This window comes from Blastococcus sp. SYSU D00820, from assembly GCF_054050695.1.
Genome location: NZ_JBJGZW010000020.1, coordinates 60,434 through 86,605, shown reverse-complemented (window position 1 = coordinate 86,605; position 26,172 = coordinate 60,434). Strand labels below are relative to the sequence as shown.

Here is a 26,172-nt window from a genome sequence, read left to right as displayed (position 1 = left end):
CCCCCCCCCCCCCCCCCCCCCCCCCCCCCCCCCCCCCCCCCCCCCCCCCCCCCCCCCCCCCCCCCCCCCCCCCCCCCCCCCCCCCCCCCCCCCCCCCCCCCCCCCCCCCCCCCCCGCTGGCTCGTCGGCGGTGCCGTCAGACGGAGACGGTGGCCGCGATCGAGCGCAACTTGTGCCGGGCCAGCGCCAGGTTGGCCGTCACGCGGTTGAGCACCAGGTAGATGAACAGGCCGGCGTTGCCCTGGCCCTTCAGCACGTTGATCAGGTGGTACTGGCCGGCGAGCGTGATGAGGATGTCCTCGACCTCGTCCTTGAGCTCGAGCTCGGAGATGGTGCGCAGCTTGGCGCGCACCACGTTGGAGTTGCCGGCCGCCGCGACGTTGAGATCGAAGCCTGGGGTGCCACCGGCCGCGAGGGCCATGCCGCTGTCGATGTCGACGATCGCGGCGCCGCTGGCGCCCTCGATCCCGAGGAGTTCGGCGATGACGTTGTCGAGCTGTGCCACGGGTGGAGCTCCGTTCCATTCCGAAGGGGGACGCAGCGGTGAGCTGCGCACCGGGCCGGGGGGCGACCCGGGTCGACCGGACGAGCCGGACGTCTGCGGGTGCACGTTCGTCCCGGGCGGCGACGGCGCCGCTCCGGCGTGCGGCACACCGGCCGGAGCGCGGTGCACGGGCGCCTCGTCGACGGCGGGAGGCGCGGGTACCCGTGGCGCTGGAGCCGCAGCGGCGGGCTGCTGCGCCCGCCCCTGCGGTGTCGCGTCCTGCGTCTCCGGGCGTTGCCGCCCCCACAGCGACGCCCACCACCCTGGTGCCATGTGCCTTGGTTCCGCCTTCGCCGAGAGGCTCAGGACCCCAGACAACAGGAGGTCTGCGGGACCCCGCAAACCGAAACCGGTATCCGCTGGTGAGCCCACCGTCACCGACGGCGACCGCGAGGACCGGCGCCCCGGCGGGGGCCGCGGGCCCGTCCGGTACCTTGCCGCGGGGGCCCGCCACGGCAGCTCGAGGGGTCGGCCCGCCACCGCAGCACCCGAGGAGCCGCACGTGAAGAGCCGGGACCTGGCCTACATCGCCCTGTTCGCCGCGATCATCGCGGTGCTGGGCCTGCTGCCGGCGGTCTATCCGCTGGGCTCCGCCGTGCCGATCACCGCGCAGACCCTCGGCGTCATGCTGGCCGGCTCGGTGCTCGGTGCCCGTCGCGGCGCCCTCGCGGTGCTGGTCTTCCTGGTCGTCGTCGCGGCCGGCCTGCCGGTGCTGTCCGGCGGGCGGGGCGGGCTGGTCTGGTTCGCCGGTGCCTCCGCCGGCTACCTGTACAGCTGGCCGGTCGCGGCCTTCGTCATCGGCTGGCTCACCCAGCTCACCTGGCGCCGGTTCAACCTGGCCTGGGCGATGGTCGCCAACCTGGTGGGCGGCGTCGCGGTGGTCTACGCGATCGGCATCCCCTTCGTCAGCGTCTACACCGACGCCTCGCTGACGGCGGCCGCCGCCTCCGCCGTCGCCTTCGTCCCCGGCGACCTCGTCAAGGCCGGGATCGCCTCGGTCGTCGCCGTCGCCGTGCGCAAGGCCTATCCCGTCATCGAGCTGCCCGCCCGGCGGCCGGCGGCCGGCTGACCGTGCGCTGGGGACGGCGCGCGGCCGACGTCGCGGCGGCCGGCGCCCTGCCGCGGACGGCGATCGAGCTGCGGGCCGTCTCCCACGACTACGGCGAGCGGCCGGTGCTGCGCGACGTGACCCTCACCCTCGCGGAGTCCCGGATCGGCGTGGTGGGGGCCAACGGTTCGGGCAAGAGCACCTTCGCGCGGCTGCTCAACGGTCTGGTGGTCCCCACCGCCGGCACGGTGCTGGTCGACGGCCTGGACACCCGCACCCGGCTGCGCGAGGTGCGCCGGCGGGTGGGCTTCGTGTTCCAGGACCCCGACGCCCAGATCGTGCACCCCACCGTCGCCGAGGACGTCGAATTCGGGCTGACCAACCTGGGGGTCCCGCCCGAGGAGCGGGCCCGCCGGGTCGAGGAGGTGCTCGACCGGTACGGGCTGGCCGGGCACCGGGACCACCCGGCGCACCTGCTCAGCGGTGGGCAGAAGCAGCTGCTGGCCATCGCGGGGGTGCTGGTCATGCGCCCCTCCCGGGTCGTCTTCGACGAGCCGACGACGCTGCTGGACCTCGGCAACACCCGCCGCGTCGCCCGGGTGATCGACGAGCTCGACCAGGACGTCGTCGTGGTCACCCACCACCTGGAGCTGCTGGCCGGCTTCGACCGGGTGCTGGTGTTCGAGGACGGCCGGGTGGCCGCCGACGGCTCCCCCGCGGACACCGTCCGCTGGTACGTGGACCGGATGTCGTGACCCTGTCGCTGTACGTGCCCGTGGCCAGCCCGGTGCACCGGGCCCCGGCGGGGCTGAAGCTCGCCCTGCTCGCGGCGCTGGCCGTCGCGCTGTTCGCCGTCGACCGGCTGGCGGTCGTCGCCGGCGCGCTGGTGGCGATCCTGCTCGTCGGGCTGCTCGCCGCCCGGCTGCCCGCACGGGCCGTGTGGACGCAGGTCCGGCCGGTCTGGCCGTGGCTGGTCGTCCTCCTGGCGTTCCACCTGCTGGTCACCGACTGGCGCACGGGGGCACTCGTGGCGCTCCGGCTGCTCACCCTGGTGGCAGCCGCCGCGGTGGTCACCACGACGACGCGGGTGACCGAGATCGTCGCCGTCGTGGAGACGCTGGCCAGGCCCCTGTCGGTGTTCGGGGTGCGGCCGGCGCGCATCGGCCTGGTGATCGCCATGACCTTGCGGTTCATCCCGCTGATCGCCGAGCGCGCCTCGCGGATCCGGGAGGCGCAGGCCGCCCGCGGCGCGTCCGGCATGCGCTGGGGCCTGCTCGTGCCGCTGCTGGTCCAGGTGCTGCGGCTGGCCAACACCCTCGGGGAGGCGCTGGACGCCCGCGGGGCGGACTCCCCCGCGCCCCCGCCGCGCCGCCGTGCCGGAGCACCGGCGTCGTGACCGGCACCGTGCTGGAGATCTGGTCGGCACCGGCCGCGGCGCACCCGATGCGCCGGTCGCCGGCCGGCCGGCTGCTCGCCGGGTCGGGGCTGGCCGGCGACCGCTACGCACTGGGCGGCGGCACGTGGGCCGAGTACCCGGACCTGGAGAAGCAGCTGACCCTGATCGACGCCGACGACGTCGCGGCGGTCGCCGCCGAGACCGGGACCGCACTGGCCCCCGGCGACACCCGCCGCAACCTGGTGACCCGGGGCATCGCCCTCCCGGACCTGGTCGGCCGGTGGTTCACCGTCGGCGATGCGCTGCTGTTCGGCATGAAGCGCTGCCCGCCGTGCACCCATCTCGAGCGCCTCACCGGCGCGCGGCTGGTCCGGGCGATGGCCCACCGCGGCGGGATCAACGCCGCGGTCCTCGCCGGTGCCGCGATCGCCGAGGGCGCCGCCGTCCGGCTGCTGGACGACGACGAGGCAGCCCGCCGCGGCGCGCCGACCGGCGCCGACCGGCCCGTGCCGCGCCGGGTCTGACCGCGGATCAGCAGGCCTGGACGACCATCGCCACGCCCTGGCCGCCGCCCGCCGCGATCGCCGCCAGGCCGTGGCGGCCGCCGTCCGCGCGGACCATCTGCGCGAACAGGCGGACCGCGAGCACGGCACCCGAGGCGCCCCAGGGATGGCCGAGGGCCAGCGCGCCACCCTGGCGGCACACCCGCTCGGGATCCAGGCCGAGCGCCGCGCAGCAGGCCAGCACCTGTCCCGCGAACGCCTCGTTGAACTCGATGACGTCCATGTCGTCGAGCGTGAGCCCGGCCCGGTCCAGGGCGGCCCGGGCCGCCGGGACGATGCCCAGCCCCGGCCGGTTGGGGTCGACGCCGGCGGTGGCGGTGGCGAGCACGCGCAGCCCCGGCACGCCCAGCCGCCGGTGCGTGGCGGCGTCGACCAGCGCGACGACCGCTGCGCCGTCGTTGACGCCGCAGGAGTTGCCGGCGGTCACCGTGCCGCCCGGGGTGAACGCCGGGCGCAGCCGCGCCAGCCGGTCGACCGTGAGCCCGTCGCGCGGGCGTTCGTCCCGGGCGACGCCGCCCACCGGCACGATCTCGGCCGCGAAGCCGCCGGACCGCTGGGTGGCCATCGCGCGGGCGTGCGACCGGGCGGCGTAGGCGTCCTGGTCGGCCCGCGTGATGCCGTGCTCGCGCGCGACGAGGTCGGCGGCCGGTCCCATGTCGGGGTCCCCCACGGCCGGCGGGGCGAACGGGGCACGCTCGTAGCGGACCGGTGGCGCCCCGTCCCGGGGTGGCCAGGAGCGCCACGGCGCGGTGGACGCGGACTCCACGCCACCGGCGAGGACCGTGCCCGTCTCGCTCCGCAGGGCCGTGGCGCCCAGGGCGATGGCGGCCAGGCCGCTCGCGCACTGCCGGTCGACGGTCAGGGCCGGGACCTGCACCGGCAGGCCCGCCTGCAGGGCGGCGACCCGGGCGACGTCCCCACCGGGGCCGGTGCAGTTGCCGAGGACCACCTCGCGCAGGTCCGCGCCCCCGTCCGGGAGACGCCCGGCGAGGTGGGCGAGGACGGCCGCGGCGAGGTCGGCGGCGGTGCAGCCCGCCAGTGACCTGCCGGCCGTGCCGATCGGAGTGCGGCCGGCGGCCACCACCACGGGCGCGTCGGTCACGGGGTGCCCGCCCGCTCGAGCGCTCCGCGGGCGGCCAGCGCGGCCACCGCCGCGCGGTCGACCTTGCCGGCCGGGGTCAGGGGGAACGCGCGCAGCGAGAACCACAGCCGGGGGCGCTGCGCGGCGGCCAGTTCGGTCCTGGCCGCGCGCCGGGCGCGGGGCACGGCAGCGGCGTCGGCCAGGACGGCCGCCACCACGGCGCCGAACCGCGGATGCGGGACGCCGACCACCAGGACGTCGGTGCCGGTGGCGGAGCGCAGCGTCCGCTCCACCTCGTCGGCCAGCACGGTGACACCACCGGTGACGACGGCGTCCGTGCCGCGACCGGCGACGGTGAGCAGCCCGCCGTCCAGCCGGCCGCGGTCGCCGACGGTGGCGAAGCCGTCCGCGGCCACGGTGAACGGCCCCTCCCCGTCGGCGTAGCCCCGGGAGAGGAAGGGCGAGCGGGCCCAGATGCGGCCGTCGCGGATGTCGACGGCGACGTCGGGGAACGGCCGGAGGTCCTCCTCGTGCGTGCCCCAGGCGACGAAGGAGAGCTCCGCCGCGCCGTAGTAGTGGGCCACCCGGGCGCCCGCCTCCTGCGCGCGCACGGCCAGGTCGCGGTGCAGCCGGTCACCGGCGACGACCACGGTGCGCCCGCGCAGGTCGGTGCCCGTCCGCAGTTCGCCGGTCAGCGCCGCGGGGGTGAGGTGCAGGTGGGTGGCCCGCTCCGGCGCATCCACCTGGGCGGCCCCCACGGACCGGGCGTGGACGGCGGCGAAGAGGTTCATCGTCGCCGCCGTCGGACCGGGCACCCAGACCCGTGCGGAGGAGTCGATGCCGGCCAGCGCCGACACGTGCGGGAAGGACTCGACCCAGGACGCCGCGGTCCGCACGACCACGCGGGGCCGCTCGGTGGTGCCGGAGGTCCGCAGGGCGATCGTCGCGCCGTCGTCCGCGGCGTCGAGGACCGCTGCCACGGGATCGGCGGCCGCCAGGACGTCCCTCGGGAGCACGGGGCGAGGGTACGGCGCGGGGCGGTAGCCCTCCCCGGAACCTCGTGCTCTGCCCACTCCGGTGGGCAGGGCACGAGGACCGGCCGGACCAGGTGTGCCGGCTCAGCCGGCGGCCGGCTCGTCGGCCCAGCGGGCGAGGAACTCCTTCTCGTCCTGGGTGAGCCGCCGCGGCCGGTTGATGGTGAAGTCGAAGGGCACGAGCAGAGTGCTGCCGGTGACCGCCAGCCGGCCGTGGTCGACCAGCTCGTAGTGGCAGGTGAACGCCGCCGCACGCACGCCGGAGACCCAGATGTGCACGTCGAGCGGGCGGGCGCTGTAGACGACCGGCTGCTTGTACTGGATGTCGTGGGCGGCGACGACCGTGCCGCGGCGCAGCCCGGTCCGCTCCTCCAGCGACGCGCGCTCGAAGAACAGGTCGACGCGGGCCATCTCGAAGTACTGCAGGAAGACGACGTTGTTGACGTGCCCGTAGGCGTCCATGTCCGACCAGCGCATGGGGACCTGCACGGTGTGCCTCACGGACCGACACCCTGCCGCACCGGCGCCGGTGCCGTCGACGCCGGGCGGGCGTGGCGTCCTACGGTTCCCCGGTGGAGTGCTGGGAGGAGCGCGCGCCGGGCGTGGTGCAACTGCCCTCGGGCCGCCGCGTGCGCGGCCGCGGGCTGCGCCGGCCGTTGCCCGCCGGCCCGCTGCCGTCCTTCGGCGTGTACCTGCTCGGCCGACCCCCGCCGGTGCTCGGCTGGGAGAGCCGCTGGGTGCGGTGGCCGGACTTCCGGCTGCCCGCCGACGCAGGCGACCTCCGCGCGGCGCTGGCCGAGGCGTGGGAGCGGTCGGCGACCGAGCGGGTCGAGGTGGCCTGCGGCGGCGGATCGGGTCGCACCGGGACGGCGCTGGCCTGCCTGGCCGTGCTCGACGGCGTGCCGCCCGGGGACGCCGTGGCCTTCGTCCGCCACGCCTACCGGCCCCGCGCGGTCGAGACCCGGCGGCAGGCGCGCTTCGTCGCGGACTTCCCTCCCCGCGGTACGGAGCCCTGAGACGCCGACGGCCGGCCGGAGCACGCGCTCCGGCCGGCCGGTCGTGAGGTGCTGGACCGGCCCCCTCGCAGGGTCCCGGCACGAGCGTGCGAGTGCCGGGGGCGAGGGGGTCCTTTCTCAGTCGCGGGTGAGCTTGCGGTAGGTCGCCCGGTGCGGGCGGGCCGCCTCGGGGCCGAGCCGCTCGACCTTGTTCTTCTCGTAGTCGCCGAAGTTGCCCTCGAACCAGAACCACCTGGACTCGCCCTCGTAGGCGAGGATGTGGGTGGCCACGCGGTCGAGGAACCACCGGTCGTGGCTGACCACGACGGCGCAGCCGGGGAACTCCTCGAGCGCGGCCTCCAGGCTGCTGAGGGTCTCGACGTCGAGGTCGTTGGTCGGCTCGTCGAGCAGCAGCAGGTTGCCGCCCTGCTTGAGGGTCAAGGCGAGGTTGAGCCGGTTGCGCTCACCGCCGGACAGCACGCCGGCCGGCTTCTGCTGGTCGGGGCCCTTGAACCCGAAGGCCGCGACGTAGGCCCGCGACGGCATCTCGACGTTGCCGACCTTGATGTGGTCCAGGCCGTCGGAGACGACCTCCCACAGGGTCTTCTTCGGGTCGATGCCGCTGCGGGTCTGCTCGACGTAGGAGATCTTGACCGTCTCGCCGACCTTGATCTCGCCGTCGTCCGGCTTCTCCTCGCCGACCAGCATCTTGAACAGCGTGGTCTTGCCGGCGCCGTTCGGGCCGACGACGCCGACGATGCCGTTGCGGGGCAGCGTGAAGGTCAGGTCGTCGATCAGCAGGCGGTCACCGAAGCCCTTGGTGAGGTCCCTGCTCTCGATGACCACGTTGCCCAGCCGCGGGCCCGGCGGGATCTGGATCTCCTCGAAGTCCAGCTTCCGGTACTTGTCGGCCTCGGCGGCCATCTCCTCGTAGCGGGCCAGCCGGGCCTTGCTCTTGGCCTGCCGGGCCTTGGCGCCCGAGCGGACCCACTCCAGCTCCTCCTTGAGGCGCTTCTGCCGCTTGGCGTCCTTGGCGCCCTCGACCTTGAGCCGGGCGGCCTTGGTCTCCAGGTAGGTGGAGTAGTTGCCCTCGTAGGGGTAGGCGCGGCCGCGGTCGAGCTCGAGGATCCACTGGGCCACGTTGTCGAGGAAGTACCGGTCGTGGGTGACGGCGACGACGGTGCCGGCGTACTTCTCCAGGTGCTGTTCCAGCCACGCCACGCTCTCGGCGTCGAGGTGGTTGGTGGGCTCGTCGAGCAGCAGCAGGTCGGGCGCCTCGAGCAGCAGCTTGCACAGCGCGACGCGGCGGCGCTCACCACCGGAGAGCACGGTGACGTCGGCGTCGCCGGGCGGGCAGCGCAGCGCGTCCATCGCCTGCTCGATGCGGGCGTCGAGCTCCCACCCGTCGGCGTTCTCGATGATCTCCATCAGCTCGCCCTGCTCGGCGAGCAGCGCGTCGAAGTCGGCGTCGGGCTCCCCCATCGCCGCGCTGACCTCCTCGAAGCGGGTCAGCGCGTCGCGCAGCGGCTTGACCGCCTCCTCAACGTTGCCGCGCACGTCGAGCTCCTCGTTCAGCGGCGGCTCCTGCAGCAGGATGCCCACCGACGCGCCCGGCGCGAGCATCACGTCGCCGTTCGACGGCTGCTGCAGGCCGGCCATGATCTGGAGGACGGTCGACTTGCCGGCGCCGTTCGGGCCGACGACGCCGATCTTGGCGCCGGGCAGGAACGACAGGGTGACGTCGTCCAGGATCACCTTGTCGCCGTGCGCCTTGCGCGCGCGGACCATGGTGTAGATGTACTGAGCCACTGGGCTTCGAAGGCCTTCCGTCGGGTTCGCGTGTGGGCGGCGGGGCCGGCCGGACCGGCCCCGCCCCCTGCGTTCTCCTCCCGATCCTCCCAGTCCGGGCCCGGTCGGTGGAGGACCGGCTCCCGGAGGGACGCGTCGGGGTGCACGAGCTGCAACGCACCGGCGGGGGCCGGTAGTCCACGGAGTCCGCTGCGGACCGGCCGGTCCGTTTCCGCGCCGGTAGCGTCGCTGGGATGTCGGGTCGTCCGGAGTCCGAGGCGGGCGCCGCGCGGGACCGGGCGCTGCGCGGGACCGGCGTGCTCGGAACCGTCCCGGAGGAGCGGTTCGACCGCATCGCCCGGCTGGCTGCGCGGCTGCTCGGCGTGCCCATGGCGATGGTCAACCTGGTCACCGGCCAGGACCAGTGGACCAAGGCCCGGCACGGCATCGAGGCCGATCGGACCCCCCTGGAGGACAGCATCTGCCGGCACTCGGTGGAGTCCGGCAGCCGGCTGGAGGTCTCCGACCTGACCGCCGACGAGCGGTTCCGCGACAACACCTTCGTCACCGCCGAACCGCGGGTGCGCTTCTACGCCGGTGAGCCCCTCGCCGCCGGAGGTGTCCCCGTCGGCACGCTGTGCGTCCTGGACACCCGGCCCCGGGAGCTCACCGAGGACCAGCGCGAGGTGCTGGCCGAGCTGGCCGCATGGGCCGAGGCGGAGCTCAACAACTCGACCCTCAACGACCTCGTCGCCCGCCTCCGCGACCGCGAGTACCGGTTCCGCCGCCTCCTCGACGCCGCCCCGGAGGGCGTCCTGATCGTCGACGGTGACGGCACCGTCCGCCCGGAGAACGCCGCCGCCTCGGCCATGTTCGGCCTCGCCGGCGACGGCGCCGCCGACCTCGGCCGGATCCTGCCCGGCAGTTCCCCGGACCGGCCCCCGTTCGCCCACCGCCGGCGTGACGACCGCACCGCCGTCACCCGCCTGCAGACGACCGGGCGTGCCACCGACGACCAGCGGTTCCCGGTGGAGATCACCGTCACCCGCCTGGAGGGCGCGGACGCCGACCAGTGGTTGCTCCTCACCCGGGACCTCCGCCCCGTGCAGGACGCCGAGAGCGGGCTCCGGCGGCAGGAACGGGTGACCGCCATGGTGCTGCGCTCGGCCGGCGACGGCATCGTGGGCAGTGACCGCGACGGCGTCGTCGTCTTCGCCAACCCCGCCGCCACCCGGATCCTGGGCTGCCGCGAGTCCGATCTGGTCGGCTCGTCGCTGCACGAGGTGGCGCACCACTCGTATCCGGACGGCAGCCCGTTCCCGGCCGCGGAGTGCCGGACCCACCGCGCCATCAGCCAGGCCGTCGCGGTGGAGGCGCGGCAGGACGTCTTCTGGCGCCGCGACGGCCGACCGGTGCCGGTCGAGATGAGCGTCGCGCCGATCCTGGACGGCGCCGAGCTGCTGGGCGCGGTCACCACGTTCCGCGACGTGTCCGACCGCCTGGAGGTCGAGCGTCTGAAGGATGAGTTCGTGGGCGTGGTGAGCCACGAGCTGCGGACCCCGCTGACCTCGATCACCGGCAGCCTGTCGCTGCTCGCGCACGGGGTCGCCGGCCCCCTGACGCCCGCGCAGGAGCCGCTGGTCGACATGGCGCGCCGCAACGCCGACCGCCTCACCACCCTGGTCAACGACATCCTCGACCTGGACCGGCTGGACGCCGGTCGCATGCCGCTGCGCCCGGTCCCCACCGACATGGCGGCGCTGGCCGGCCAGGTGGTGGCCGCGCTCCAGCCGGTCGCCCAGGTCGCGGGGGTGGACCTCACCGCCGAGGCGCCCGGGGACGGGACCACGACGGTCGAGGTCGACCCCGACCGCATGGCCCAGGTCCTGGCCAATCTCGTCGGCAACGCCGTGAAGTTCAGCCACCGCGGCGCACCGGTCACCGTGGCGGTCGAGCGCCGCGGCGGAGAGATCCGCACCGCCGTCCGCGACCGGGGCCCGGGCATCCCCGCCGACCAGCTGGAGTCCGTCTTCGAACGGTTCCGGCAGGTGGACGACCCCGCCGGGAACCGGTCGGGCTCCGGCCTCGGGCTGTCGATCGCCAAGGGCATCGCGGAGCGCAGCGGGGGGCGGATCGAGCTGACCAGCGAGGTGGGCAGGGGCAGCACCTTCACCGTCGTGCTGCCCGCGGCGCCTCCGGATCCGAGCGGAGGGGAGCAGACATGACGCGCACCGTCCTCGTGGTCGACGACGAGCCGGACATCCGCGAGCTGGCCCGGATGGCCCTGGAGCTGGTCGGCGAGCTGCACGTCGTGGTCGCGGAGTCCGGCGACGCGGCGACGCGGCTGGCCGAGGAGGTCCGCCCCGATGCCGTGCTGCTCGACGTCCAGATGCCGGGCATGGACGGCCCGGCGACCCTCGCCGCCCTGCGCTCCGGCGCAGCGGGCGCCGGCGTCCCGGTGGTCTTCCTGACCGCCAGCGTGCAGCGGAGCCAGCTCCGGGAGCTGGAGGAGCTCGACGTCGTCGCCGTGCTCGCCAAGCCGTTCGACCCGATGACCCTCCACCAGCAGCTCGGCGAGGTCCTGGGGTGGTCGTCGTGACCGCGCCCTCCGGCGGCGGCCGGACCGCCCTCGTGGTCGACGACGACGAGATGGTCACCGCGCTGGTCCGCGCCGGCCTCGAGGAGGCCGGCATGACGGTGGTCACCGCCGCGGACGGGCACGAGGCGCTGGCCCGGCTGGCCGAGGCCGTCCCCGACGTCATCGTCTCCGACGTCAACATGCCGGGGATGGACGGCTTCGCGCTGGTCAGCCGGCTGCGCGCCGAACCGGCCACCCGGCGGGTGCCGCTGCTGTTCCTCAGCTCCCGGACCGGCCGCGAGGACGTGCTGGCCGGGCTGCGGCTGGGCGCCGACGACTACGTCCGCAAGCCCTTCGACCTCGACGAGCTCGTGGGCCGGGTGCTGGCCAAGGTCGACCGGCCGCCGGTGCCGGTCGACGAGCTCGTCCGGGACGTACGCACCGGCGTGCTCAGCCCCGCCCGCACGCGGGAGGAGGTGGAGCGGGAGGCCGTGCGCGGGGGGCGGACGGCGCGCCCCGCCGCGGTGGCCGTCATCGAGATCGCCGAGCGCGACCTGCTGCGCAGCCGGTTCGGCGCCCGCGCCGACGACGAGCTGCTCCTCCAGGTCGTCGGCCGGCTGGCCCCCGACGCGGGACCGCTGGAGCAGGTGGGCCGGGACGACCGCGGCCGGCTGGTGCTCCTCCTCCCCGAGACCGACGAGGCCGCCACGGCCGCCCGCCTGGACCAGATCTCGGCCCGGCTGGCCGGCGACCGGCTGACCGTCGCCGGCGGGCGGGTGCAGGTGACCCCGGTCGTCGGATGGGCGCCCCTGGGACCGGGGACCGCCGACACGCTCCTCGGCCGGGCGACGCTGGCGGCGGAGGCGGCCTGGGCCCACCTCGACCTCCGGCCGGTGCGCTGGACCCCGGAGCTGGAGGCCACCGCGCCCCGGCCGGCCGGGTCCCGAGCCGGGGCCCTCACCCGGCTGCGGACCCGGCTGCGGACACCGGTGCAGGTGCTGGTGACCCTGCTCGTCGGCATCCTGGTGCCCTTCCTCGTGCACCTGGGGCTCTACCGGCTCGGGATCGACATCAGCGGGGTGACCTATCCCCTCGTGGTCGCGGCCCTGCTGATCACCGCGGCCTCGATCTGGGCGGAGGGCTTCCTCGCGCTGCGGCCGGAGCAGCCGCCCGACGAGCCCGCGTCGCCGTACCCGCCGGCGTCGGCCGTCATCGCCGCCTACCTCCCGAACGAGGCGGCGACCGTGGTGGAGACCGTGGAGGCGTTCCTGCGTCTGGACTACCCGGCCGACCTGCAGATCGTCCTGGCCTACAACACCCCCCGGCCACTCCCGGTGGAGGAGACGCTGGCGGAGCTGGCCCGGCGCGACCCCCGGTTCGTCCCGTTCAAGGTCGAGGGCTCGACCTCCAAGGCGCAGAACGTCAACGCCGCCCTGGCGGAGGTCACCGGGGAGTTCGTCGGCGTGTTCGATGCCGACCACCATCCCGACCCGGGCTCCTACCGGCGGGCGTGGCGGTGGCTGTCCTCGGGCTATGACGTGGTCCAGGGGCACTGCGTCATCCGGAACGGCGACGCGTCCTGGATGGCCCGCACCATCGCCGTCGAGTTCGAGTCCATCTACGCGGTGAGCCACCCCGGGCGCGCGCGGCTCCACCGCTTCGGGATCTTCGGTGGTTCCAACGGCTACTGGCGCACCGACCTGCTGCGCCGCATCCGCATGCACGGCTCGATGCTCACCGAGGACATCGACTCCAGCCTGCGCGTCGTCGAGGCCGGAGGGCGGATCGCCTCCGATCCCCACCTGGTGTCCCGGGAACTGGGACCCACCACCGTGACCGCCGTGTGGAACCAGCGGATGCGGTGGGCGCAGGGCTGGTTCCAGGTCTCGCTCAAGCATCTGCCGCTGGCCTGGCGGTCACGCGCGCTGTCGGTGCGGCAGAAGCTGGGGATGACGTTCCTCCTGGGCTGGCGGGAGGTCTATCCGTGGATCTCGCTGCAGATGTTCCCCGTGATCGGCTTCCTCGCCTGGCGGGAAGGCGGGCTGGACCGGCTGGACTGGCTGGTGCCGGTCTTCCTCCTCACGACGCTGTTCACCGCCTCGGTGGGCCCGGGGCAGACGGTCTTCGCCCGGCGGCTGGCCGCGCCGGAGATCCGCCGCCAGCGAGGCTGGTTCCTCCGGTACCTGCTGATCTCGTCGCTCTTCTACACGGAGTTCAAGAACGTGATCGCCCGCGTCGCGCAGATCAAGGAGTTCACCGGCGAGCGCGAGTGGAAGGTCACCCCGCGGGCCACACCGCAGGCGACGCCCAGCGAGCCGGCGCGGTGAGCGCCGATGCCGTGGCCCGGCTGTGGGCCCGGTTCCGTCCACTGGTCACCGAGCGCCTGTCGGTGATCCAGGACCACCTCGACGGCGACCCGGCGGTGAGCCGGGAGGCGGCGGTGCGCGCGGCGCACAACCTCGCGGGCTCGCTCGGGAGCTACGGCCGCCCCGAGGGCTCGGTGCTCGCGCGCCGGATCGAGGAGGCGCTCGGCGGAACGGGGGCGCCGGAGGACCCGGCGGGCCTCCAGGCGCTGGCGGCCCGGCTGCGGGCGGCCGTCGAGGACTGACCACCCTGCCGCTCACCAGGTGGCGGTGACCAGACCCCCGGCCGGGACCGGCAGGGACGCCGCCCGCCCGCCGGCCCGGACGACGACGTCCGCGTCGGCCGTGCCGTCGTTCAGCAGCAGGAGCACGTGGCCGCCGGCCGGGGTGAGGAAGGCGGCGGACTCGACGCCGGCGGCGGTACGTTCCGGTGTGCCCAGCCAGACCGAACCCGGGGGCAGGAACCGGCCGGCGTGCGCCAGCAGCCAGTACTCCACCGACCGTGCGACCGCACCCGTGGCCGGATCGACGGTCAGGACGCCCCGGCAGCCGGAGCAGCCGCCGTTGGCGGGCCCGCCGGAGGGATCGAGGGCCAGGTTCCACCACAGGACCGCCGACGACCGGTTGCGGAAGCCGCCGACGAGGACGTGCCGCGCCCCCCAGCGCAGGTCACCGGCCCAGGAATCGGACCAGTTCCCGCCCGAGCACTCCGTCGTCCACACCTCGGCGCCCGGTGCGGCCGCGGCGACCGACGACTGGGCGCCGACGTCGCCGGCGTAGCAGTGGAACGCCGCGCCCCGGTAGGCGTCACCCGCCGCACCGGTGAGCAGCGCGGTGGCCGCCTCGGCGCCGTCCCAGTTGTGGTCGTGGGCGAGGATCCCCACGTCGGTCAGACCGGAGTCGTCCAGCAGGCGCCGCACCTCGAGGGCCACCCGGGCCTGCTGGGCGAGGTCCACGAGCATGCTGGGATAGCCGGCCGACTCGTGCCCGGGCTCGTTGGCCAGGGTCAGGGTGGTCACCGGGACGCCTTGCTCGCGGAAGGCGGCGACGGCACGGACGAGGTAGGCGGCGTAGACGTCCTCGCGGCCGGGGGCCAGTCGGCCGCCGTGGGTGCTGCCCGAGGTCTTCATCCAGGCCGGCGCACTCCACGGGGTGAGCACCACCTGGATCGAGGGGTTGACAGCGAGTGCCTCCGTGAGCAGGGGCAGCAGGTGCTCGCGCTCCCGGTCGATGCCGAAGGCGGCGAGGGACTCGTCGACCTCCCCCGGGGGCACGTCGTCGTAGGTGTAGTCGCCGAGCGCGAAGTCGCTGGCACCGAGCGGGATCCGCAGGACGCCCAGCCCAGCGCCCCGGACGGGGTCGAAGAGGGACTCCAGCACCTCGGCCCGCTGGGCCGCCGGCAGCGCACCCAGGAGGACGGCGGAGGACTCGGTGAGCGCGGCCCCGACACCGATCACCGCCTGACCGGGGGTCTGGTCGACGGTGACCGCACCGGCCGGGCTCCGGTCGGGGCCGAAGGCCACCGGCGCCATGTTCGCGAGGAGGCGGGCGCCGTCCCCGGTGGTCAGCCACCACTGGACGGAGTCGCCAGGAGCGGGTGCAGCGGCGACGGTCGCGACACCGTGCCCGATCAGGTCACCGGTCACCAGTGTGGCGGCGAGCAGGCCGGCGGTGACGACCAGGGACCGCACGGTGCGACGGCTGTCCGACATGGGTCCTTCCCGGCGCGGCCGACCGACGCGGCGACTGCCATCGACATCGGCTCCTGAGATCTCCGACCTGATGCCCCCATGAGGTGAGACCGGACCACGGTCCCACGTCGGACGGGACGCGACGACGCCCCGGTCGTCGCCGGGTGCGGTACCCGGCGACGACCGGCCGGCGTCAGTGGTGCGCGGGAAGCGCCGAGGTGGCGGCGTCCTCGGCGTGGGCCGGGGCGAACTCCGGGGTCACGTCGTCGGCGTCGAAGCGCGTGTCGTCGAAGGGCGGGGCCGGAGCGTGGTCGTCGAACGGGCCGGCCGGCGGTTCACCGGCCGGCTGCGCGGCTCGCTGGGGACGGTGGAACGTCGCCCACCCGCGCTGGAGGTTGGGGCCCACGGCGATGGCCTTGATGCGGGTCTGGCTGCGCCGCCCGTTCTCGGTCTCCCACGAGTCGGTGGCGAGCAGGCCCTTCACGATGACCTCGTCGCCCTTGCTGATGCTGTGCGCCACGTTGCCACCCAGCGCGTTCCAGGCGGCGACGTCGATGAACAGCGTCGGACCGTCGACGAAGCCGCCGACCGACGCGTCGTAGCGGCGGGAGTTCGACGCCACCCGGAAGTTGGTGACGTTGCCCTTCTCGGTACGGCTCTGCCGGGGCGAGTCCACGACGTTGCCCACCACGGTGACCTCGGTCTCGTTCACGGTGCTCCTCGGGTGCACGGCGCCGGACGGCGCGGCCGGCTCCTTGCCGGCGTGCGGTCGACGGTCGTCGCCGAGAAGGCGTGCGGGGACGCTCCGGCAGCATCTGTGGACGCCGCCGTGCCCTGTGGAGAACAGCGGGCCCGGACGGGAGACCTGGATGGGATGATCCCCCGCGAGCGCCCGTAGCTCAGCGGATAGAGCAGGTGCCTTCTAAGCACTTGGTCGCAGGTTCGATCCCTGCCGGGCGCGCTCGCGCGCGGGTCACTCCCCCGTGGTCGTGAAGATCTCCGGGTGCCGGGCGAGCTCGCGTCGCGTGCGGCGGATGTGCCCCTCGAGCACCCGCTCGGCGCCGGTCACGTCGCCGTCGCGCAGCGCCGTCGTGATCATGTGGTGCTCGTCGTGCACGACCCGCCGCGACCGGCGGTCCATGCGCGTGGCGAACGCCCGCCGGTAGTGCTGGGTGGTGTTCCAGAGCCGGTGCACCAGGTCGCTGAGCACCGCCGTCTCCGCGGCGCGGTAGGACAGCAGGTGGAACTCGCGGTCGCGCCGGAGGAACTCCTCGACGTCGGCCGAGCCCTCCATGCGGACGGCGAGCTCCTCCAGCTCCCGGAGCTGGTCGTCGCTGTGGTGCGGGGCGGCGTAGCGGAGGAGGAGCGGCTCCACCCGCTCGCGGATCTGGTAGACCTCCTCGCACTCGGCCAGGCTGAGCCGGGCCACCCACGCCCCGGTGTTGGCCACGAGGGTCACCAGGCCGTCGGCCTCCAGGATGCGCAGCGCCTCGCGCACGGGCACGCGGCTGGCGCCCAGCCGGGCGGCCACCTCCTCCTGGCGGATGCGCGTGCCAGGGGGCAGCACGCCGCCCAGGATGTCGGTCCGCAGCGCATCCGCGACCCGCATGCTGGTGGTGCCGTGCCCGGTGAGCCCGGTGATCGGATCCGGCGACTCCCAGCCGTTGCTACTCGGCAGGTCGTGCGGGATGCCAGAGGATGACATCGCTGGCCCTCTCATACGCCTTGCCCGAAGGGTAGGAGACGAGCTCGAGCTGCATCCCCCACGGGGTGAGGAAGTAGACCCAACGCTGACCCTCGCTGGCGTTGCGACTCGCCGTCGGCTCGCCGAGCACCCGGACGCCGCGGGAGCGCAGGTACTCCACCGCGGTGTCCAGGTCGTCGACGTAGAACGCCAGGTGGTGCCCCCCGATGTCGCTGTTGCGCGGCTGCGGCGCCTGCCCGTCGGCCGGCTCGAACTCGAAGATCTCGAAGTTCGGGCCGAAGCCGCACCGGTAGAAGTTCAGCCGCCGCATGACCGTGCGCGGGTGCACGTTCATGTGCTCCTGCATCCAGTCGGAGTCGGGGTGGGCGAAGGGGCCCAGCGAGTACACCCGCGTGCAGCCGATGACGTCGACGAAGAACCGGTCGGCCTCGTCGAGGTCGGGCACGGTGAACCCGATGTGCTCCGTGCCGCGCAGCCCGGGGAGTGCCATGGATCCTCCTGGTCGAACCGCCTGCGAGACGGCCGGATTGGTCGACTCGCCAGAGCCATCATTGTATTCAATAGGCGAACAGGCCGACAAGCTGCCGGGCGAGCGCCTGTGCCGCGAGCCACTCCCGGGGCTTGTGAATGTATCCAACCGTCCCTAAGGTTGACCCCGGTACACCCGTTCGCCTGCCCCTGGAGGGTGACGATGCCGGAGAAGCAGCCACTGGACCCCGCGCGGTCCTGGGTACGGCTCTCGACGACCCCCGAGGACTGGAAGGCGGCCGACCCCCAGCTCCTCGCCACCATGCTCGGCCAGCTGCACCTCGTCCGGGCCTTCGAGGAGACCGTCCTCGAACTGGCCGGAGAGGGCCTGGTGCACGGCCCCGCCCACTCCAGCATCGGCCAGGAGGGCGGCGCGGTCGGATCCATCGTCGGCCTGCGCTCCAGCGACGCCGTGAACGGCTCGCACCGCGGCCACCACCAGTTCCTCGCCAAGGCGATCACGCACGCCAGCGGCGGCTCCCTGGACGTCGCCGCGCTCGTGAAGCCGGAGGTGCAGCAGGTCCTGCAGCGCACCCTCGCCGAGATCCTCGGGCTCTCCCAGGGCTACTGCCGCGGACGCGGCGGCTCCATGCACCTGCAGTGGTTCGAGGCCGGCGCACTCGGTACCAACGCGATCGTCGGCGGCGGCGTGCCGCTGGCCGCGGGCAACGCCTGGGCGCAGCGGCACGCCGGCACCTCCGACGTCACCATGACCTACTTCGGCGACGGCGCCATCAACATCGGCTCGGTCCTCGAGTCGTTCAACCTCGCCGCGGCCTGGAGCCTCCCGGTCGGGTTCTTCGTCGAGAACAACTTCTACGCCGTCTCCACCCACGTCGGCGAGGCCACCGCCGAGCCGCGGCTGTCCGCCCGCGGCCTGGGCTTCGCGATCCCCGCCTGGCAGGTCGACGGCATGGACCCCCTCGCGGTCCACCTCGCCACCACCGAGGCCCTCGAGGTCATGCGCTCCGGCGGCGGGCCGACCCTCATCGAAACCGAGGTCTACCGCTTCTTCCACCAGAACGGCCCGTACCCGGGCAGCGCGTTCGGGTACCGCTCCAAGGAGGAGGAGGCCGAGTGGCGGGCCCGCGACCCGCTGGCCCGCATGGCCCGCGAGATGCTCGCGCTGGGCCACCTCACCGAGCGCGAGATCGAGCAGGTGCGCGAGCAGGCCAAGGAGGCCATGCGCACCGCGGCGTCCAACCTGCTGGAGGACGACCCGGAGGGCAGCGGCAAGCGCCGGATCATCGCCTCGCTGTGGCCCGACCCGTCGTTCGTCGACGTCGGCGTCCGCGGCGACGGCAGCGAGCTCGACGGCGTCCGGATGCTGGACCCGACCGAGCACACCGGCGGCACCGAGTCGCGCCGCTTCGTGGAGGTCGTCGCCGACGTCATGGGACGGCGGATGGCCGAGGATCCGCGCATCGTCGTCCTCGGTGAGGACGTCCACCGCCTCGCCGGCGGCACCAACGGCGCCACCAAGGGCCTGGCCGGCCGGTATCCCGACCGCGTGCTCGGCACCCCGATCAGCGAGAACGCCTTCGCCGGACTCGGCGGCGGGATGGCCCTCGACGGCCGCTTCCGCCCGGTCGTGGAGTTCATGTACCCCGACTTCATGTGGGTCGCCGCCGACCAGGTGTTCAACCAGATCGGCAAGGCCCGGCACATGTTCGGCGGCCAGAACCCGGTGCCGCTCGTGCTGCGCTCGAAGGTCGCCATGGGCTCGGGCTACGGCTCCCAGCACCTCATGGACCCGGCCGGCATCTTCGCCACGGCCCCCGGCTGGCGGATCGTCGCGCCGTCGTCGGCCGCGGACTACATCGGCCTGATGAACACCGCCCTCACCCTCGAGGACCCGGTGCTGGTCATCGAGCACATCGACCTCTACGGGCGCACCGACGAGGTGCCGGCCGGCGACCTGGACTACCACCTGCCGCTGGGCAGGGCGGCCGTCCGCCGCACCGGCGCCGACGTCACCGTCATCAGCTACCTGTCGATGGTGCAGCGCTGCCTGGAGGCCGTCGAGGCCACCGGGATCGACGCCGAGGTCATCGACCTGCGCTGGCTGGACCGCGCCTCGATCGACTGGGACACCATCGGCGAGTCGGTGCGCAAGACCAACAACGTGCTGATCGTCGAGCAGGGCGCCCGCGGTACCTCCTACGGCGGGTGGCTGGCCGACGAGCTCCAGCGCCGCTTCTTCGACTGGCTGGACCAGCCGATCGAGCGGGTCACCGGCGGGGAGGCGAGCCCCAGCATCTCCAAGGTGCTGGAGCGCGCCGCCATCGCCGGCACCGAGGAGGTCATCGCGGGTCTCGAGCGCGTCAAGGCGAACTGGGGTGAGGCGTGATGCCGGTCATCATCCACATGCCGGAGGTCCTGGCCGGTACCGACGAGGCGGTGCTCGGCAGCTGGCTGGTGCAGCCCGGTGACGAGATCACCGTCGGCCAGCCGATCGCCGAGATCGAGACGGACAAGGCGGTCGTCGAGTACGCCGCCGAGGTCGCCGGGTCCCTGGCCGGCACGCTGATCGACGTCGGCGCCCGGGTGCCGGTCGGCACGCCCATCGCGGTGCTCGCGGGCGCGGGCGAGACCACGGCCGCCGCCCTGCAGGCGGCCGGCTCCGCGGACGGCGGCCAGCCCGACGCGGCCGACCGCACCCCCGGGGAGGACGCCGCGCAGCTCGACCACGTGGCCGCCGCGCCGGCCGCCGATGCCGCACCGCCGGCCGTCGACGCCGCACCGGCCCGGCTGTTCGCCAGCCCCCTGGTCCGCCGGCTCGCCGCGCAGCGCGGCATCGACCTGTCCGGGGTGCGCGGCACCGGGCCGCACGGGCGGATCGTCCGCCGCGACCTGGAGCGCCATCAGACGGCGACGCCGGCACCGCGGGCGCCCGAGCCGGCCCCCGCCGTCCCTGCTCCCCCGGCACCGCCCGCGGCCCGCCCGGCGGCCGTGGCCGCGCCCGCCGGCGCGGGCACCGACGTGCCGCACACCGGCATGCGCCGGGCGATCGCCCGGCGGCTCACCGAGAGCAAGACGACGATCCCGCACTTCTACCTGCGGGCCGACTGCCGGGTCGACGCCCTGCTCGAGCTGCGCCGCCAGGTCACCGAGGCGACCGGCGAGCGGATCTCGGTCAACGACCTGGTGGTCAAGGCCGTGGCCGCGGCGTTCCGCGAGGTGCCCGAGGCCAACGCGATCTGGACCGACGAGGCGGTCCGGCGGTTCGACGACGTCGACGTCGCCGTCGCCGTGGCCGTCGACGACGGCCTGCTCACCCCCGTGGTGCGCGCGGTCGACAAGCGCCCGCTGCGGGAGGTCTCCGCGCAGATCCGCGAGCTGGCCGGGCGCGCCCGGGCCGGGCGGATCCGGCAGGAGGAGATCGAGGGCGGGTCCTTCTCCGTCTCCAACCTGGGCATGTACGGCACCGCCGAGTTCGCCGCGATCATCAACCCGCCGCACTCGGGGATCCTCGCCGTCGGCGCGGCCGAGCAGCGGCCGGTCGTCGAGGACGGCGCGCTGGCGGTGGCCACCGTCATGACGGTGACGCTGTCGGCGGACCACCGGGTGCTCGACGGCGCCCTGGCCGCCCGCTGGCTGGCGGCCTTCACGAGGATCGTCGAGAACCCGCTGGCGATCCTGGTCTGACCCCCGCCGCCCCGGCGACCCGAACTGGCACGAGGAGAGACGCATGGCCCAGAAGCTCCGCGCCGTCGACGCCGACGCCGGGCTGATCCGCTCGACGTTCGCCCAGTTCCCCTCCGGAGTCGCGGTGCTGGCGGTCGAGCGCGACGGCGCGCGGCACGCGCTCGTGGCGTCGTCGTTCATGGTCGGGGTCTCGCTGCAGCCCTGCCTGGTCGCGGTCGCGGTGCAGCGGACCTCCGAGACGTGGGAGCACCTGGCGGGCAGCCCGGCGCTCGGCGTCTCGATCTTCGGCCGCGGCCAGGGCGCGCTCACCCGCAAGCTGGCCAGCAGCGACCGGGCGGCGCGGTTCGAGCAGGTGGCCGTCGAGGTCGACGACTCCGGTGCCGTCTACGTCGAGGACGCCGCGCTGTGGCTGCAGTGCTCGGTGCACGACGTGCTCGACGCCGGCGACCACCGCATGGTGCTGCTCCGGGTGGACAAGGCCGGCGTCTCCGGCAACGAGCCGCTCATCTGGCACGGCGCCCGGTTCCGCGAGCTGGTGGCCGACGACTCCATCGACGTCGCCTAGCGGTACACCCGGCCACCCCGGGAACGCGACAGGCCCTGCGCGGCGGGATCTCCCGCCGGGCAGGGCCTGTTCCGTCGCGCGCGGTCAGACGGCCGCGATCGCGTCGATCTCGACCGTCGCGTCGTTGAACAGCGAGTAGACGCCGATGACCGTGCTGGCCGGGATGTTGTCGGTGTCGATGATCCGGTCGCGCGTCTCGCGGAAGATCGTCAGCTTCTCCTTGTCGAGATGCGTGATGTAGACGTTGATCCGGGCGAGGTCGGAGAACGTCGCGTTGTGCTCCTTGAGCGCCCGCTCGACCTCGCGGAAGGTCAGCTCCACGGCGCGCGAGAAGTCGGTCGGCACCGAGCCGTCCTCCTCGAAGCCGACGGCGCCGGAGACGAACACCAGCTCGCCGGCGGACACCCGCACGCTGTCGGAGATGCCGGGGATGACCGGCGCCGGGACCCGGGTGATGCGACCTTCTGCCATGACGTTCCTTCCGTGACGGCTCCACCTCCGGAGGGTGGAGACCTGTGTCGATCGACGGCGCGGCCGCTCCGGCCGCGCCGTCGTCTGTCGATCCTGACCGAGCCCGCCGCCCGGCGCCGATGGTGGCGCCGGGCGGCGGGCTCGCGGACTGCGGAGCCGGTCAGACGACCGGCAGCATGCCCCTGGCCTCGTCGACCCGGTCCAGGAGGACCTTGCCGAAGGCCTCGTACCCGCTGGCCGGCAGCGAGTGCCCGTGCCGGGCGGCCGTGGCCTGGTCCCGCCAGAAGCGCTGGATGAGGCTGGCCTCGGCGAAGGCCGCCGAGCCGTGCGCGCTGACGAGGGCGTCGATGGCCTGCGTGACGCACTCGACGGCGTAGCCGGCCTCGGCCCGCATCTGGATCCGCCGCGGATAGGGGTAGTACTCGCCGCGCTCGGCGCTGGCGTACAGGTCGTCGGCGATGCGGTAGGCGAAGACCTCGGCGGTCTCGAGCAGCAGGGTCGCCTTCGCCACGGCCAGCTGGAAGGAGACGGCGTCGGACTGGCGCTCGTAGGTCGTGTAGGCGATCGCCTTCTTGTCGGCGCTGCTGATGACCTTGTCGAGGACGGCGCGGCCCATGCCCAGGTGCGGGCCGACCAGCTGCAGGAACAGCGCGGGCACGAAGACCGGCTTGTACGAGATCTCCGGGTGCAGGCCCGACGCCGGGTAGGTGCCCTCGACGGCGGCGGTGAGCGGGAGCACCCGGTGCTCCGGCACGAAGACGTCGTCGGCGACCTGGGTGTTGCTGCCGGTCGACTTCATGCCGGCGACGTACCAGGTGTCCTCGGTCTTGAGGTCGGAGGTGGGGATCAGGGCCAGGCCCTGGTCGACCACGGTGCCCTGGTCGTCGACGATGGGGAAGCCCAGCAGCGACCACTCGGCGTGGTTGGAGCCGGTGCCGTACGCCCACTTGCCGGTGATCCGGAACCCGCCGTCGACCTTGACCGCCGTCGAGGACGCGGCCAGGACGATGGAGATCGGGGTGTCGGGGGTCTCCGACCACAGCTCCTCCTGCGCCTGCAGCGGGAGGAGCGCGCTCACCCAGGACCCGGAGTTGAGGATGCCGAACACCCACGCGGCACCGCCGTCGCCGCGGCCGATGGCACGGGCCACCGCCACGGAGTCGCGGCTGTTGCCGGCGTAGCCGCCGAAGCGGGTGGGCACCGAGAGCCGGAAGACGCCGGCCTCGACCAGGGCCTGGTACGACTCGGCGGGGATGGTGCGCTCCTGCTCGCCGCGTACACCGTTCTGGAGCAGCAGGGGCCGGATCGCGTCGACGCGCTCGACGAGCGCGGCGACCTCGGGGTTGTGCGACTTCTCTTCGGTCATCACGGGCGTGGTCCTCACTCGGTGGGTCTCGGTCGGTGGAGCGGGTCGGGAGACCGCGGCGTCTCCCGGGTCGGAGCCGGGCCCGCGCGGGCCCGACGGGGGCCTCAGGCCTCGCCGCGGCCCCAGGGCGTGTTCAGGTGGCTCTGCGACGAGCGGAGAGCGGGCAGCGGACCGTCGAGGGTGTAGTAGCGCTTGCCGGTGACGATGAGCTCCTCGGCGGGGAACTTCGTGATCACCTCGCAGCCGTCGCGGGTGACCACGACCTCCTCCTCGATGCGGGCGGCACCGATGCCGTCGGCCGAGGGCCAGTAGGTCTCGAGGGCGAAGACCATGCCCTCCTCGAGCACCTCCGGGTTCTCGAAGGAGACCAGCCGGGAGAAGATCGGCTTCTCCCAGATCGACAGGCCGACGCCGTGGCCGTACTGGAGGGCGAAGGCCGCCTCCTCGTCCGGGAACCCGAACTCCTGGGCGGCCGGCCAGACGGCGCAGATGTCGGCGGTCGTGGCGCCGGGGCGCACGAGCGCGATGGCCCGGTCCATGTACTCGCGGGCGCGCCGGTAGGCGTCGTGCTGCGCGCGGCTGGCCGAGCCGACGGCGAAGGTGCGGTAGTAGCAGGTCCGGTAGCCGTTGAAGCTGTGCAGGATGTCGAAGAACGCCGGGTCGCCGGGCCGGATGATCCGGTCGGAGAAGATGTGCGGGTGCGGCGCGCAGCGCTCGCCGGAGATGGCGTTGACGCCCTCCACGAACTCCGAGCCCAGGTCGTAGAGCCGCTTGGACACCAGGCCCACGCACTCGTTCTCGCGGACGCCGGGGCGCAGGAACTCGTGCAGGTCCTCGTAGGCGGCGTCCACCATCGAGCAGGCCGTGGTCAGCAGGGTGATCTCGTCCCGCGTCTTGATCCGGCGGGCCTCGAGGAACACCTGCTGGCCGTCGACGACGTCGATGCCCTCGCGCTGCAGGGCGAAGAGGACCGGCAGCTCGACCACGTCGACGCCGACCGGCTCGTCCGCCAGCCCGAACTTCTCCAGCTCCCGCTTGACCTTGCGGGCGAGCTCCTCGGCGATGCCGGCGCCGGGCGGGAAGGCACCGCGCAGCGTCGAGATGCCGGCGCGGGCGCCGGTCTCGGCCCGCGGGCGGGTGGCGCCGTGGTGCGGCGCGTGCGGATCGGCGTCGGCGTGCGAGTGCGTCTCGTGCAGCCACGGGTTGAACAGGTCGTGGTGGCGCGCGGCCGAGCCGAAGTCCCAGACGATCGGGTCGCTGTTGCGGGTGATCAGGCAGAAGCGGATCAGCTTGTCGATCGCCCAGGTGCCGATGAGCGCGGAGCTCGCGTAGCGGATGTTGGAGAAGTCGAAGGCCAGCAGCGCCCCGAGGTCGGACTCCTCGAGCTTCGCGCGCAGCCGCGCGAGCCGCTCGTCGCGCAGCCGGTCGTAGTCCACCCGGGCTTCCCAGTCGACGGCCATCGTGCCTCGGGTTGCCGTGCTCATCCCTGCGCGCTCCTCGGTTGTCGTGGTCGCCGGTCGGGGTCGTCTCCGTCGGTGCGCCGGGGCCGCTGCACCGGGACGGCGGGACCGGCGGGGACCTCCCGGGCGAGCACGCTGTCGCGTTCCCGTCACCCACCGTCCGCGGGCGCCGCGCTCGTCCGTTGGATCCAATCCAGTCCCGAGCCCTGCGGCTCGGACGATTCCTGGAGTCTCAACCATGCGCGAGGGGGTGTCAAGCGTCACTGAGAGCGCTCGGCAGCCGGAGTCCGCGCCGGACGATTGGATACGATCACCGCTCGCTCGATATCCTCCGAAGGCCTCCGGCGTCCGGGTCCACCGGACGGCTCCGGAGCACCCCGGACCGCGCGGAAGCAGAGGCCTGACATGACCGACATCGGATTCCTCGGACTCGGCGCCATGGGGACGGCGATGGCCCGGCGCCTCGTCGACGCCGGGCACCGGGTGACCGCGTGGAACCGCTCCCCCGCCCCCGCCGAGGCACTGGCCGAGGCCGGTGCCGACCGCGCGGCCGAACCCGGGGAGGCCATCGCCCGGCCCGTGGTGATCTCGATGCTGGCCGACGACGCGGCCGTGGAGTCGGTGTTCGGCACCGGGGCGCTGGCCGCGGCACCCGAGGGCGCGGTGCACGTGAACATGGCCTCGATCAGCGTCGCCGCCGCCGGCCGCCTGCAGGAGCGGCACGCCGCAGCGGGCGTCGGCTACCTGGCCGCCCCGGTCATGGGCCGGCCGCCGGTCGCCGCGGCCGGGCAGCTCACGATCGTCGCCGGCGGCGCCGGCGCCGACCTCGAGCGGGTCCGGCCGCTGCTCGAGGAGCTCGGCAAGAAGGTCTGGCACGTCTCGGAGACCCCGGCCGCGGCCAACCTGGTGAAGATCGGCGTGAACTACACGATCATCCACGCGCTGCAGGCCCTGGGTGAGAGCGTGGGCCTGGTCGAGCGCGGTGGCGTCGATCCCACCGTGTTCGTCGACATCCTGAACGGCTCGCTGTTCCCCGGGCCGGTGTACGACGGGTACGGCCACATGATCGCCGAGCGCCGGTACGCACCCCCGGGCTTTCCCGTCCCCCTCGGCCGCAAGGACCTCCGCCTCGCCCAGGAGGCCGCCGCCGCGCACGGCGTCGAGCTGGCCACCGCACCGGTGCTCGTCGACGCGTTCGAGTCCGCGCTGGCCGACCAGACCCTCGCCGGGCTGGACTGGGCCGCGGTCGCGGAGATCACCCGCGCCCGGTCCGGCGCCCCGGCGCTGCCCCCGCAGCAGCAGGACTGATCCCGGAGACGACACCGCCCCGGACCCGCACGAGGGTCCG

Annotated in this window: 25 protein-coding genes and 1 tRNA gene; 14 read left to right on the top strand and 12 right to left on the bottom strand. The window is 74.2% G+C overall.

The window, feature by feature from the left end; translation table 11 throughout:
• Positions 1-136 precede the first annotated feature (136 nt).
• Positions 137-505 carry a hypothetical protein gene (locus ACI79R_RS18630; protein WP_456575149.1) on the bottom strand — a complete coding sequence of 123 codons (369 nt, stop codon included), beginning with the start codon at positions 503-505 and terminating at the stop codon, positions 137-139.
• A 541-nt stretch (positions 506-1,046) separates the two neighbouring features.
• Here ACI79R_RS18630 and ACI79R_RS18625 point away from each other — a divergent pair.
• The 4 genes from ACI79R_RS18625 to ACI79R_RS18610 are packed head-to-tail and all read left to right on the top strand — an operon-like array spanning position 1,047 to position 3,512.
• On the top strand, positions 1,047-1,613 hold the full coding sequence (locus ACI79R_RS18625; protein ID WP_456575148.1) for a biotin transporter BioY: 567 nt from the start codon (positions 1,047-1,049) through the stop codon (positions 1,611-1,613).
• 2 nt (positions 1,614-1,615) lie between these two features.
• On the top strand, positions 1,616-2,347 hold the full coding sequence (locus ACI79R_RS18620) for an energy-coupling factor ABC transporter ATP-binding protein (protein WP_456575147.1): 732 nt from the start codon (positions 1,616-1,618) through the stop codon (positions 2,345-2,347).
• Positions 2,344-2,988 (top strand): CbiQ family ECF transporter T component, encoded by a 645-nt coding sequence (locus ACI79R_RS18615; RefSeq protein ID WP_456575146.1) that lies wholly within the window; start codon positions 2,344-2,346, stop codon positions 2,986-2,988. The genes ACI79R_RS18620 and ACI79R_RS18615 overlap by 4 nt, the downstream gene beginning before the upstream one ends.
• Positions 2,985-3,512, top strand: coding sequence for an MOSC domain-containing protein (locus ACI79R_RS18610; protein ID WP_456575145.1), 528 nt, complete (start codon positions 2,985-2,987; stop codon positions 3,510-3,512). The genes ACI79R_RS18615 and ACI79R_RS18610 overlap by 4 nt, the downstream gene beginning before the upstream one ends.
• A 7-nt stretch (positions 3,513-3,519) precedes the next feature.
• Here the strand turns inward: ACI79R_RS18610 and ACI79R_RS18605 are convergent, their stop codons facing one another.
• The 3 genes from ACI79R_RS18605 to ACI79R_RS18595 form a co-directional block, all read right to left on the bottom strand.
• Positions 3,520-4,653 (bottom strand): thiolase family protein, encoded by a 1,134-nt coding sequence (locus tag ACI79R_RS18605; RefSeq protein WP_456575144.1) that lies wholly within the window; start codon positions 4,651-4,653, stop codon positions 3,520-3,522.
• Positions 4,650-5,648, bottom strand: a complete 999-nt coding sequence (locus ACI79R_RS18600; RefSeq protein ID WP_456575143.1) for an AMP-binding protein — start codon at positions 5,646-5,648, stop codon at positions 4,650-4,652. Before ACI79R_RS18600 ends, ACI79R_RS18605 begins: the two co-directional genes overlap by 4 nt.
• A 102-nt stretch (positions 5,649-5,750) precedes the next feature.
• Positions 5,751-6,167 carry an acyl-CoA thioesterase gene (locus ACI79R_RS18595; RefSeq protein ID WP_456575142.1) on the bottom strand — a complete coding sequence of 139 codons (417 nt, stop codon included), beginning with the start codon at positions 6,165-6,167 and terminating at the stop codon, positions 5,751-5,753.
• Positions 6,168-6,238: 71 nt separating this feature from the next.
• On the opposite strand from ACI79R_RS18595, the gene ACI79R_RS18590 reads away from it, so the two are divergent.
• Complete coding sequence (locus ACI79R_RS18590; RefSeq protein ID WP_456575141.1) at positions 6,239-6,682, top strand: protein-tyrosine phosphatase family protein; 444 nt, start codon at positions 6,239-6,241, stop codon at positions 6,680-6,682.
• Positions 6,683-6,799: 117 nt separating this feature from the next.
• Here ACI79R_RS18590 and ettA read toward each other — a convergent pair whose 3' ends face one another.
• The gene (ettA, locus tag ACI79R_RS18585; RefSeq protein WP_456575140.1) at positions 6,800-8,470 is read right to left on the bottom strand and encodes an energy-dependent translational throttle protein EttA; all 1,671 of its coding nucleotides are present in this window, start codon (positions 8,468-8,470) and stop codon (positions 6,800-6,802) included.
• 233 nt (positions 8,471-8,703) lie between these two features.
• Here ettA and ACI79R_RS18580 point away from each other — a divergent pair, with 233 nt between their 5' ends.
• From ACI79R_RS18580 to ACI79R_RS18565, 4 genes are read left to right on the top strand one after another with little or no spacing between them, the layout of a single operon-like run.
• Positions 8,704-10,674: an ATP-binding protein gene (locus ACI79R_RS18580; protein ID WP_456575139.1), complete on the top strand. Its 1,971-nt coding sequence runs from the start codon at positions 8,704-8,706 to the stop codon at positions 10,672-10,674.
• Positions 10,671-11,048: a response regulator gene (locus ACI79R_RS18575; protein ID WP_456575138.1), complete on the top strand. Its 378-nt coding sequence runs from the start codon at positions 10,671-10,673 to the stop codon at positions 11,046-11,048. Before ACI79R_RS18580 ends, ACI79R_RS18575 begins: the two co-directional genes overlap by 4 nt.
• Positions 11,045-13,354, top strand: coding sequence for a response regulator (locus tag ACI79R_RS18570; RefSeq protein ID WP_456575137.1), 2,310 nt, complete (start codon positions 11,045-11,047; stop codon positions 13,352-13,354). Before ACI79R_RS18575 ends, ACI79R_RS18570 begins: the two co-directional genes overlap by 4 nt.
• Complete coding sequence (locus ACI79R_RS18565) at positions 13,351-13,635, top strand: Hpt domain-containing protein (protein ID WP_456575136.1); 285 nt, start codon at positions 13,351-13,353, stop codon at positions 13,633-13,635. Before ACI79R_RS18570 ends, ACI79R_RS18565 begins: the two co-directional genes overlap by 4 nt.
• A gap of 12 nt (positions 13,636-13,647) precedes the next feature.
• Here the strand turns inward: ACI79R_RS18565 and ACI79R_RS18560 are convergent, their stop codons facing one another.
• Together ACI79R_RS18560 and ssb are read right to left on the bottom strand one after the other, a co-directional pair.
• Positions 13,648-15,102 carry a glycoside hydrolase family 30 protein gene (locus ACI79R_RS18560; RefSeq protein WP_456575135.1) on the bottom strand — a complete coding sequence of 485 codons (1,455 nt, stop codon included), beginning with the start codon at positions 15,100-15,102 and terminating at the stop codon, positions 13,648-13,650.
• 172 nt (positions 15,103-15,274) lie between these two features.
• Positions 15,275-15,793: a single-stranded DNA-binding protein gene (gene ssb / locus ACI79R_RS18555; RefSeq protein WP_456575134.1), complete on the bottom strand. Its 519-nt coding sequence runs from the start codon at positions 15,791-15,793 to the stop codon at positions 15,275-15,277.
• A gap of 176 nt (positions 15,794-15,969) precedes the next feature.
• On the opposite strand from ssb, the gene ACI79R_RS18550 reads away from it, so the two are divergent.
• A tRNA-Arg gene (locus ACI79R_RS18550) sits at positions 15,970-16,042 on the top strand.
• 12 nt (positions 16,043-16,054) lie between these two features.
• On the opposite strand, the gene ACI79R_RS18545 is transcribed toward ACI79R_RS18550, so the two are convergent.
• Positions 16,055-16,786 (bottom strand): GntR family transcriptional regulator, encoded by a 732-nt coding sequence (locus ACI79R_RS18545; RefSeq protein WP_456575133.1) that lies wholly within the window; start codon positions 16,784-16,786, stop codon positions 16,055-16,057.
• Entirely contained in the window at positions 16,749-17,276 is a 528-nt protein-coding gene (locus ACI79R_RS18540; RefSeq protein WP_456575132.1) for a VOC family protein, read from the bottom strand. Before ACI79R_RS18540 ends, ACI79R_RS18545 begins: the two co-directional genes overlap by 38 nt.
• Before the next feature lie 201 nt (positions 17,277-17,477).
• On the opposite strand from ACI79R_RS18540, the gene ACI79R_RS18535 reads away from it, so the two are divergent.
• The 3 genes from ACI79R_RS18535 to ACI79R_RS18525 are packed head-to-tail and all read left to right on the top strand — an operon-like array spanning position 17,478 to position 21,527.
• Positions 17,478-19,664, top strand: a complete 2,187-nt coding sequence (locus ACI79R_RS18535) for an alpha-ketoacid dehydrogenase subunit alpha/beta (protein WP_456575131.1) — start codon at positions 17,478-17,480, stop codon at positions 19,662-19,664.
• The gene (locus ACI79R_RS18530; protein ID WP_456575130.1) at positions 19,664-20,962 is read left to right on the top strand and encodes a dihydrolipoamide acetyltransferase family protein; all 1,299 of its coding nucleotides are present in this window, start codon (positions 19,664-19,666) and stop codon (positions 20,960-20,962) included. Before ACI79R_RS18535 ends, ACI79R_RS18530 begins: the two co-directional genes overlap by 1 nt.
• Positions 20,963-21,005: 43 nt before the next feature.
• Positions 21,006-21,527 (top strand): flavin reductase family protein, encoded by a 522-nt coding sequence (locus ACI79R_RS18525; protein WP_456575129.1) that lies wholly within the window; start codon positions 21,006-21,008, stop codon positions 21,525-21,527.
• Positions 21,528-21,611: 84 nt separating this feature from the next.
• On the opposite strand, the gene ACI79R_RS18520 is transcribed toward ACI79R_RS18525, so the two are convergent.
• The 3 genes from ACI79R_RS18520 to ACI79R_RS18510 form a co-directional block, all read right to left on the bottom strand.
• Positions 21,612-21,998: a RidA family protein gene (locus ACI79R_RS18520; RefSeq protein WP_456575128.1), complete on the bottom strand. Its 387-nt coding sequence runs from the start codon at positions 21,996-21,998 to the stop codon at positions 21,612-21,614.
• 160 nt (positions 21,999-22,158) lie between these two features.
• Complete coding sequence (locus ACI79R_RS18515) at positions 22,159-23,364, bottom strand: acyl-CoA dehydrogenase family protein (RefSeq protein ID WP_456575127.1); 1,206 nt, start codon at positions 23,362-23,364, stop codon at positions 22,159-22,161.
• 104 nt (positions 23,365-23,468) lie between these two features.
• The gene (locus ACI79R_RS18510) at positions 23,469-24,848 is read right to left on the bottom strand and encodes a M24 family metallopeptidase (RefSeq protein ID WP_456575126.1); all 1,380 of its coding nucleotides are present in this window, start codon (positions 24,846-24,848) and stop codon (positions 23,469-23,471) included.
• Positions 24,849-25,229: 381 nt separating this feature from the next.
• Between ACI79R_RS18510 and ACI79R_RS18505 the strand changes: the two genes are divergently transcribed.
• Positions 25,230-26,132 (top strand): NAD(P)-dependent oxidoreductase, encoded by a 903-nt coding sequence (locus ACI79R_RS18505; protein WP_456575125.1) that lies wholly within the window; start codon positions 25,230-25,232, stop codon positions 26,130-26,132.
• Positions 26,133-26,172 lie beyond the last annotated feature (40 nt).

Coding starts and splice junctions, on each gene's coding strand:
- ACI79R_RS18515 (WP_456575127.1), bottom strand. CDS start 23,364: ATGACCGAAGAGAAGTCGCACAACCCCGAGGTCGCCGCGCTCGTCGAG.
- ACI79R_RS18545 (WP_456575133.1), bottom strand. CDS start 16,786: ATGTCATCCTCTGGCATCCCGCACGACCTGCCGAGTAGCAACGGCTGG.
- ACI79R_RS18540 (WP_456575132.1), bottom strand. CDS start 17,276: ATGGCACTCCCCGGGCTGCGCGGCACGGAGCACATCGGGTTCACCGTG.
- ACI79R_RS18520 (WP_456575128.1), bottom strand. CDS start 21,998: ATGGCAGAAGGTCGCATCACCCGGGTCCCGGCGCCGGTCATCCCCGGC.
- ACI79R_RS18530 (WP_456575130.1), top strand. CDS start 19,664: ATGCCGGTCATCATCCACATGCCGGAGGTCCTGGCCGGTACCGACGAG.
- ACI79R_RS18580 (WP_456575139.1), top strand. CDS start 8,704: ATGTCGGGTCGTCCGGAGTCCGAGGCGGGCGCCGCGCGGGACCGGGCG.
- ACI79R_RS18505 (WP_456575125.1), top strand. CDS start 25,230: ATGACCGACATCGGATTCCTCGGACTCGGCGCCATGGGGACGGCGATG.
- ACI79R_RS18575 (WP_456575138.1), top strand. CDS start 10,671: ATGACGCGCACCGTCCTCGTGGTCGACGACGAGCCGGACATCCGCGAG.
- ACI79R_RS18510 (WP_456575126.1), bottom strand. CDS start 24,848: ATGAGCACGGCAACCCGAGGCACGATGGCCGTCGACTGGGAAGCCCGG.
- ACI79R_RS18560 (WP_456575135.1), bottom strand. CDS start 15,102: ATGTCGGACAGCCGTCGCACCGTGCGGTCCCTGGTCGTCACCGCCGGC.
- ACI79R_RS18525 (WP_456575129.1), top strand. CDS start 21,006: ATGGCCCAGAAGCTCCGCGCCGTCGACGCCGACGCCGGGCTGATCCGC.
- ACI79R_RS18535 (WP_456575131.1), top strand. CDS start 17,478: ATGCCGGAGAAGCAGCCACTGGACCCCGCGCGGTCCTGGGTACGGCTC.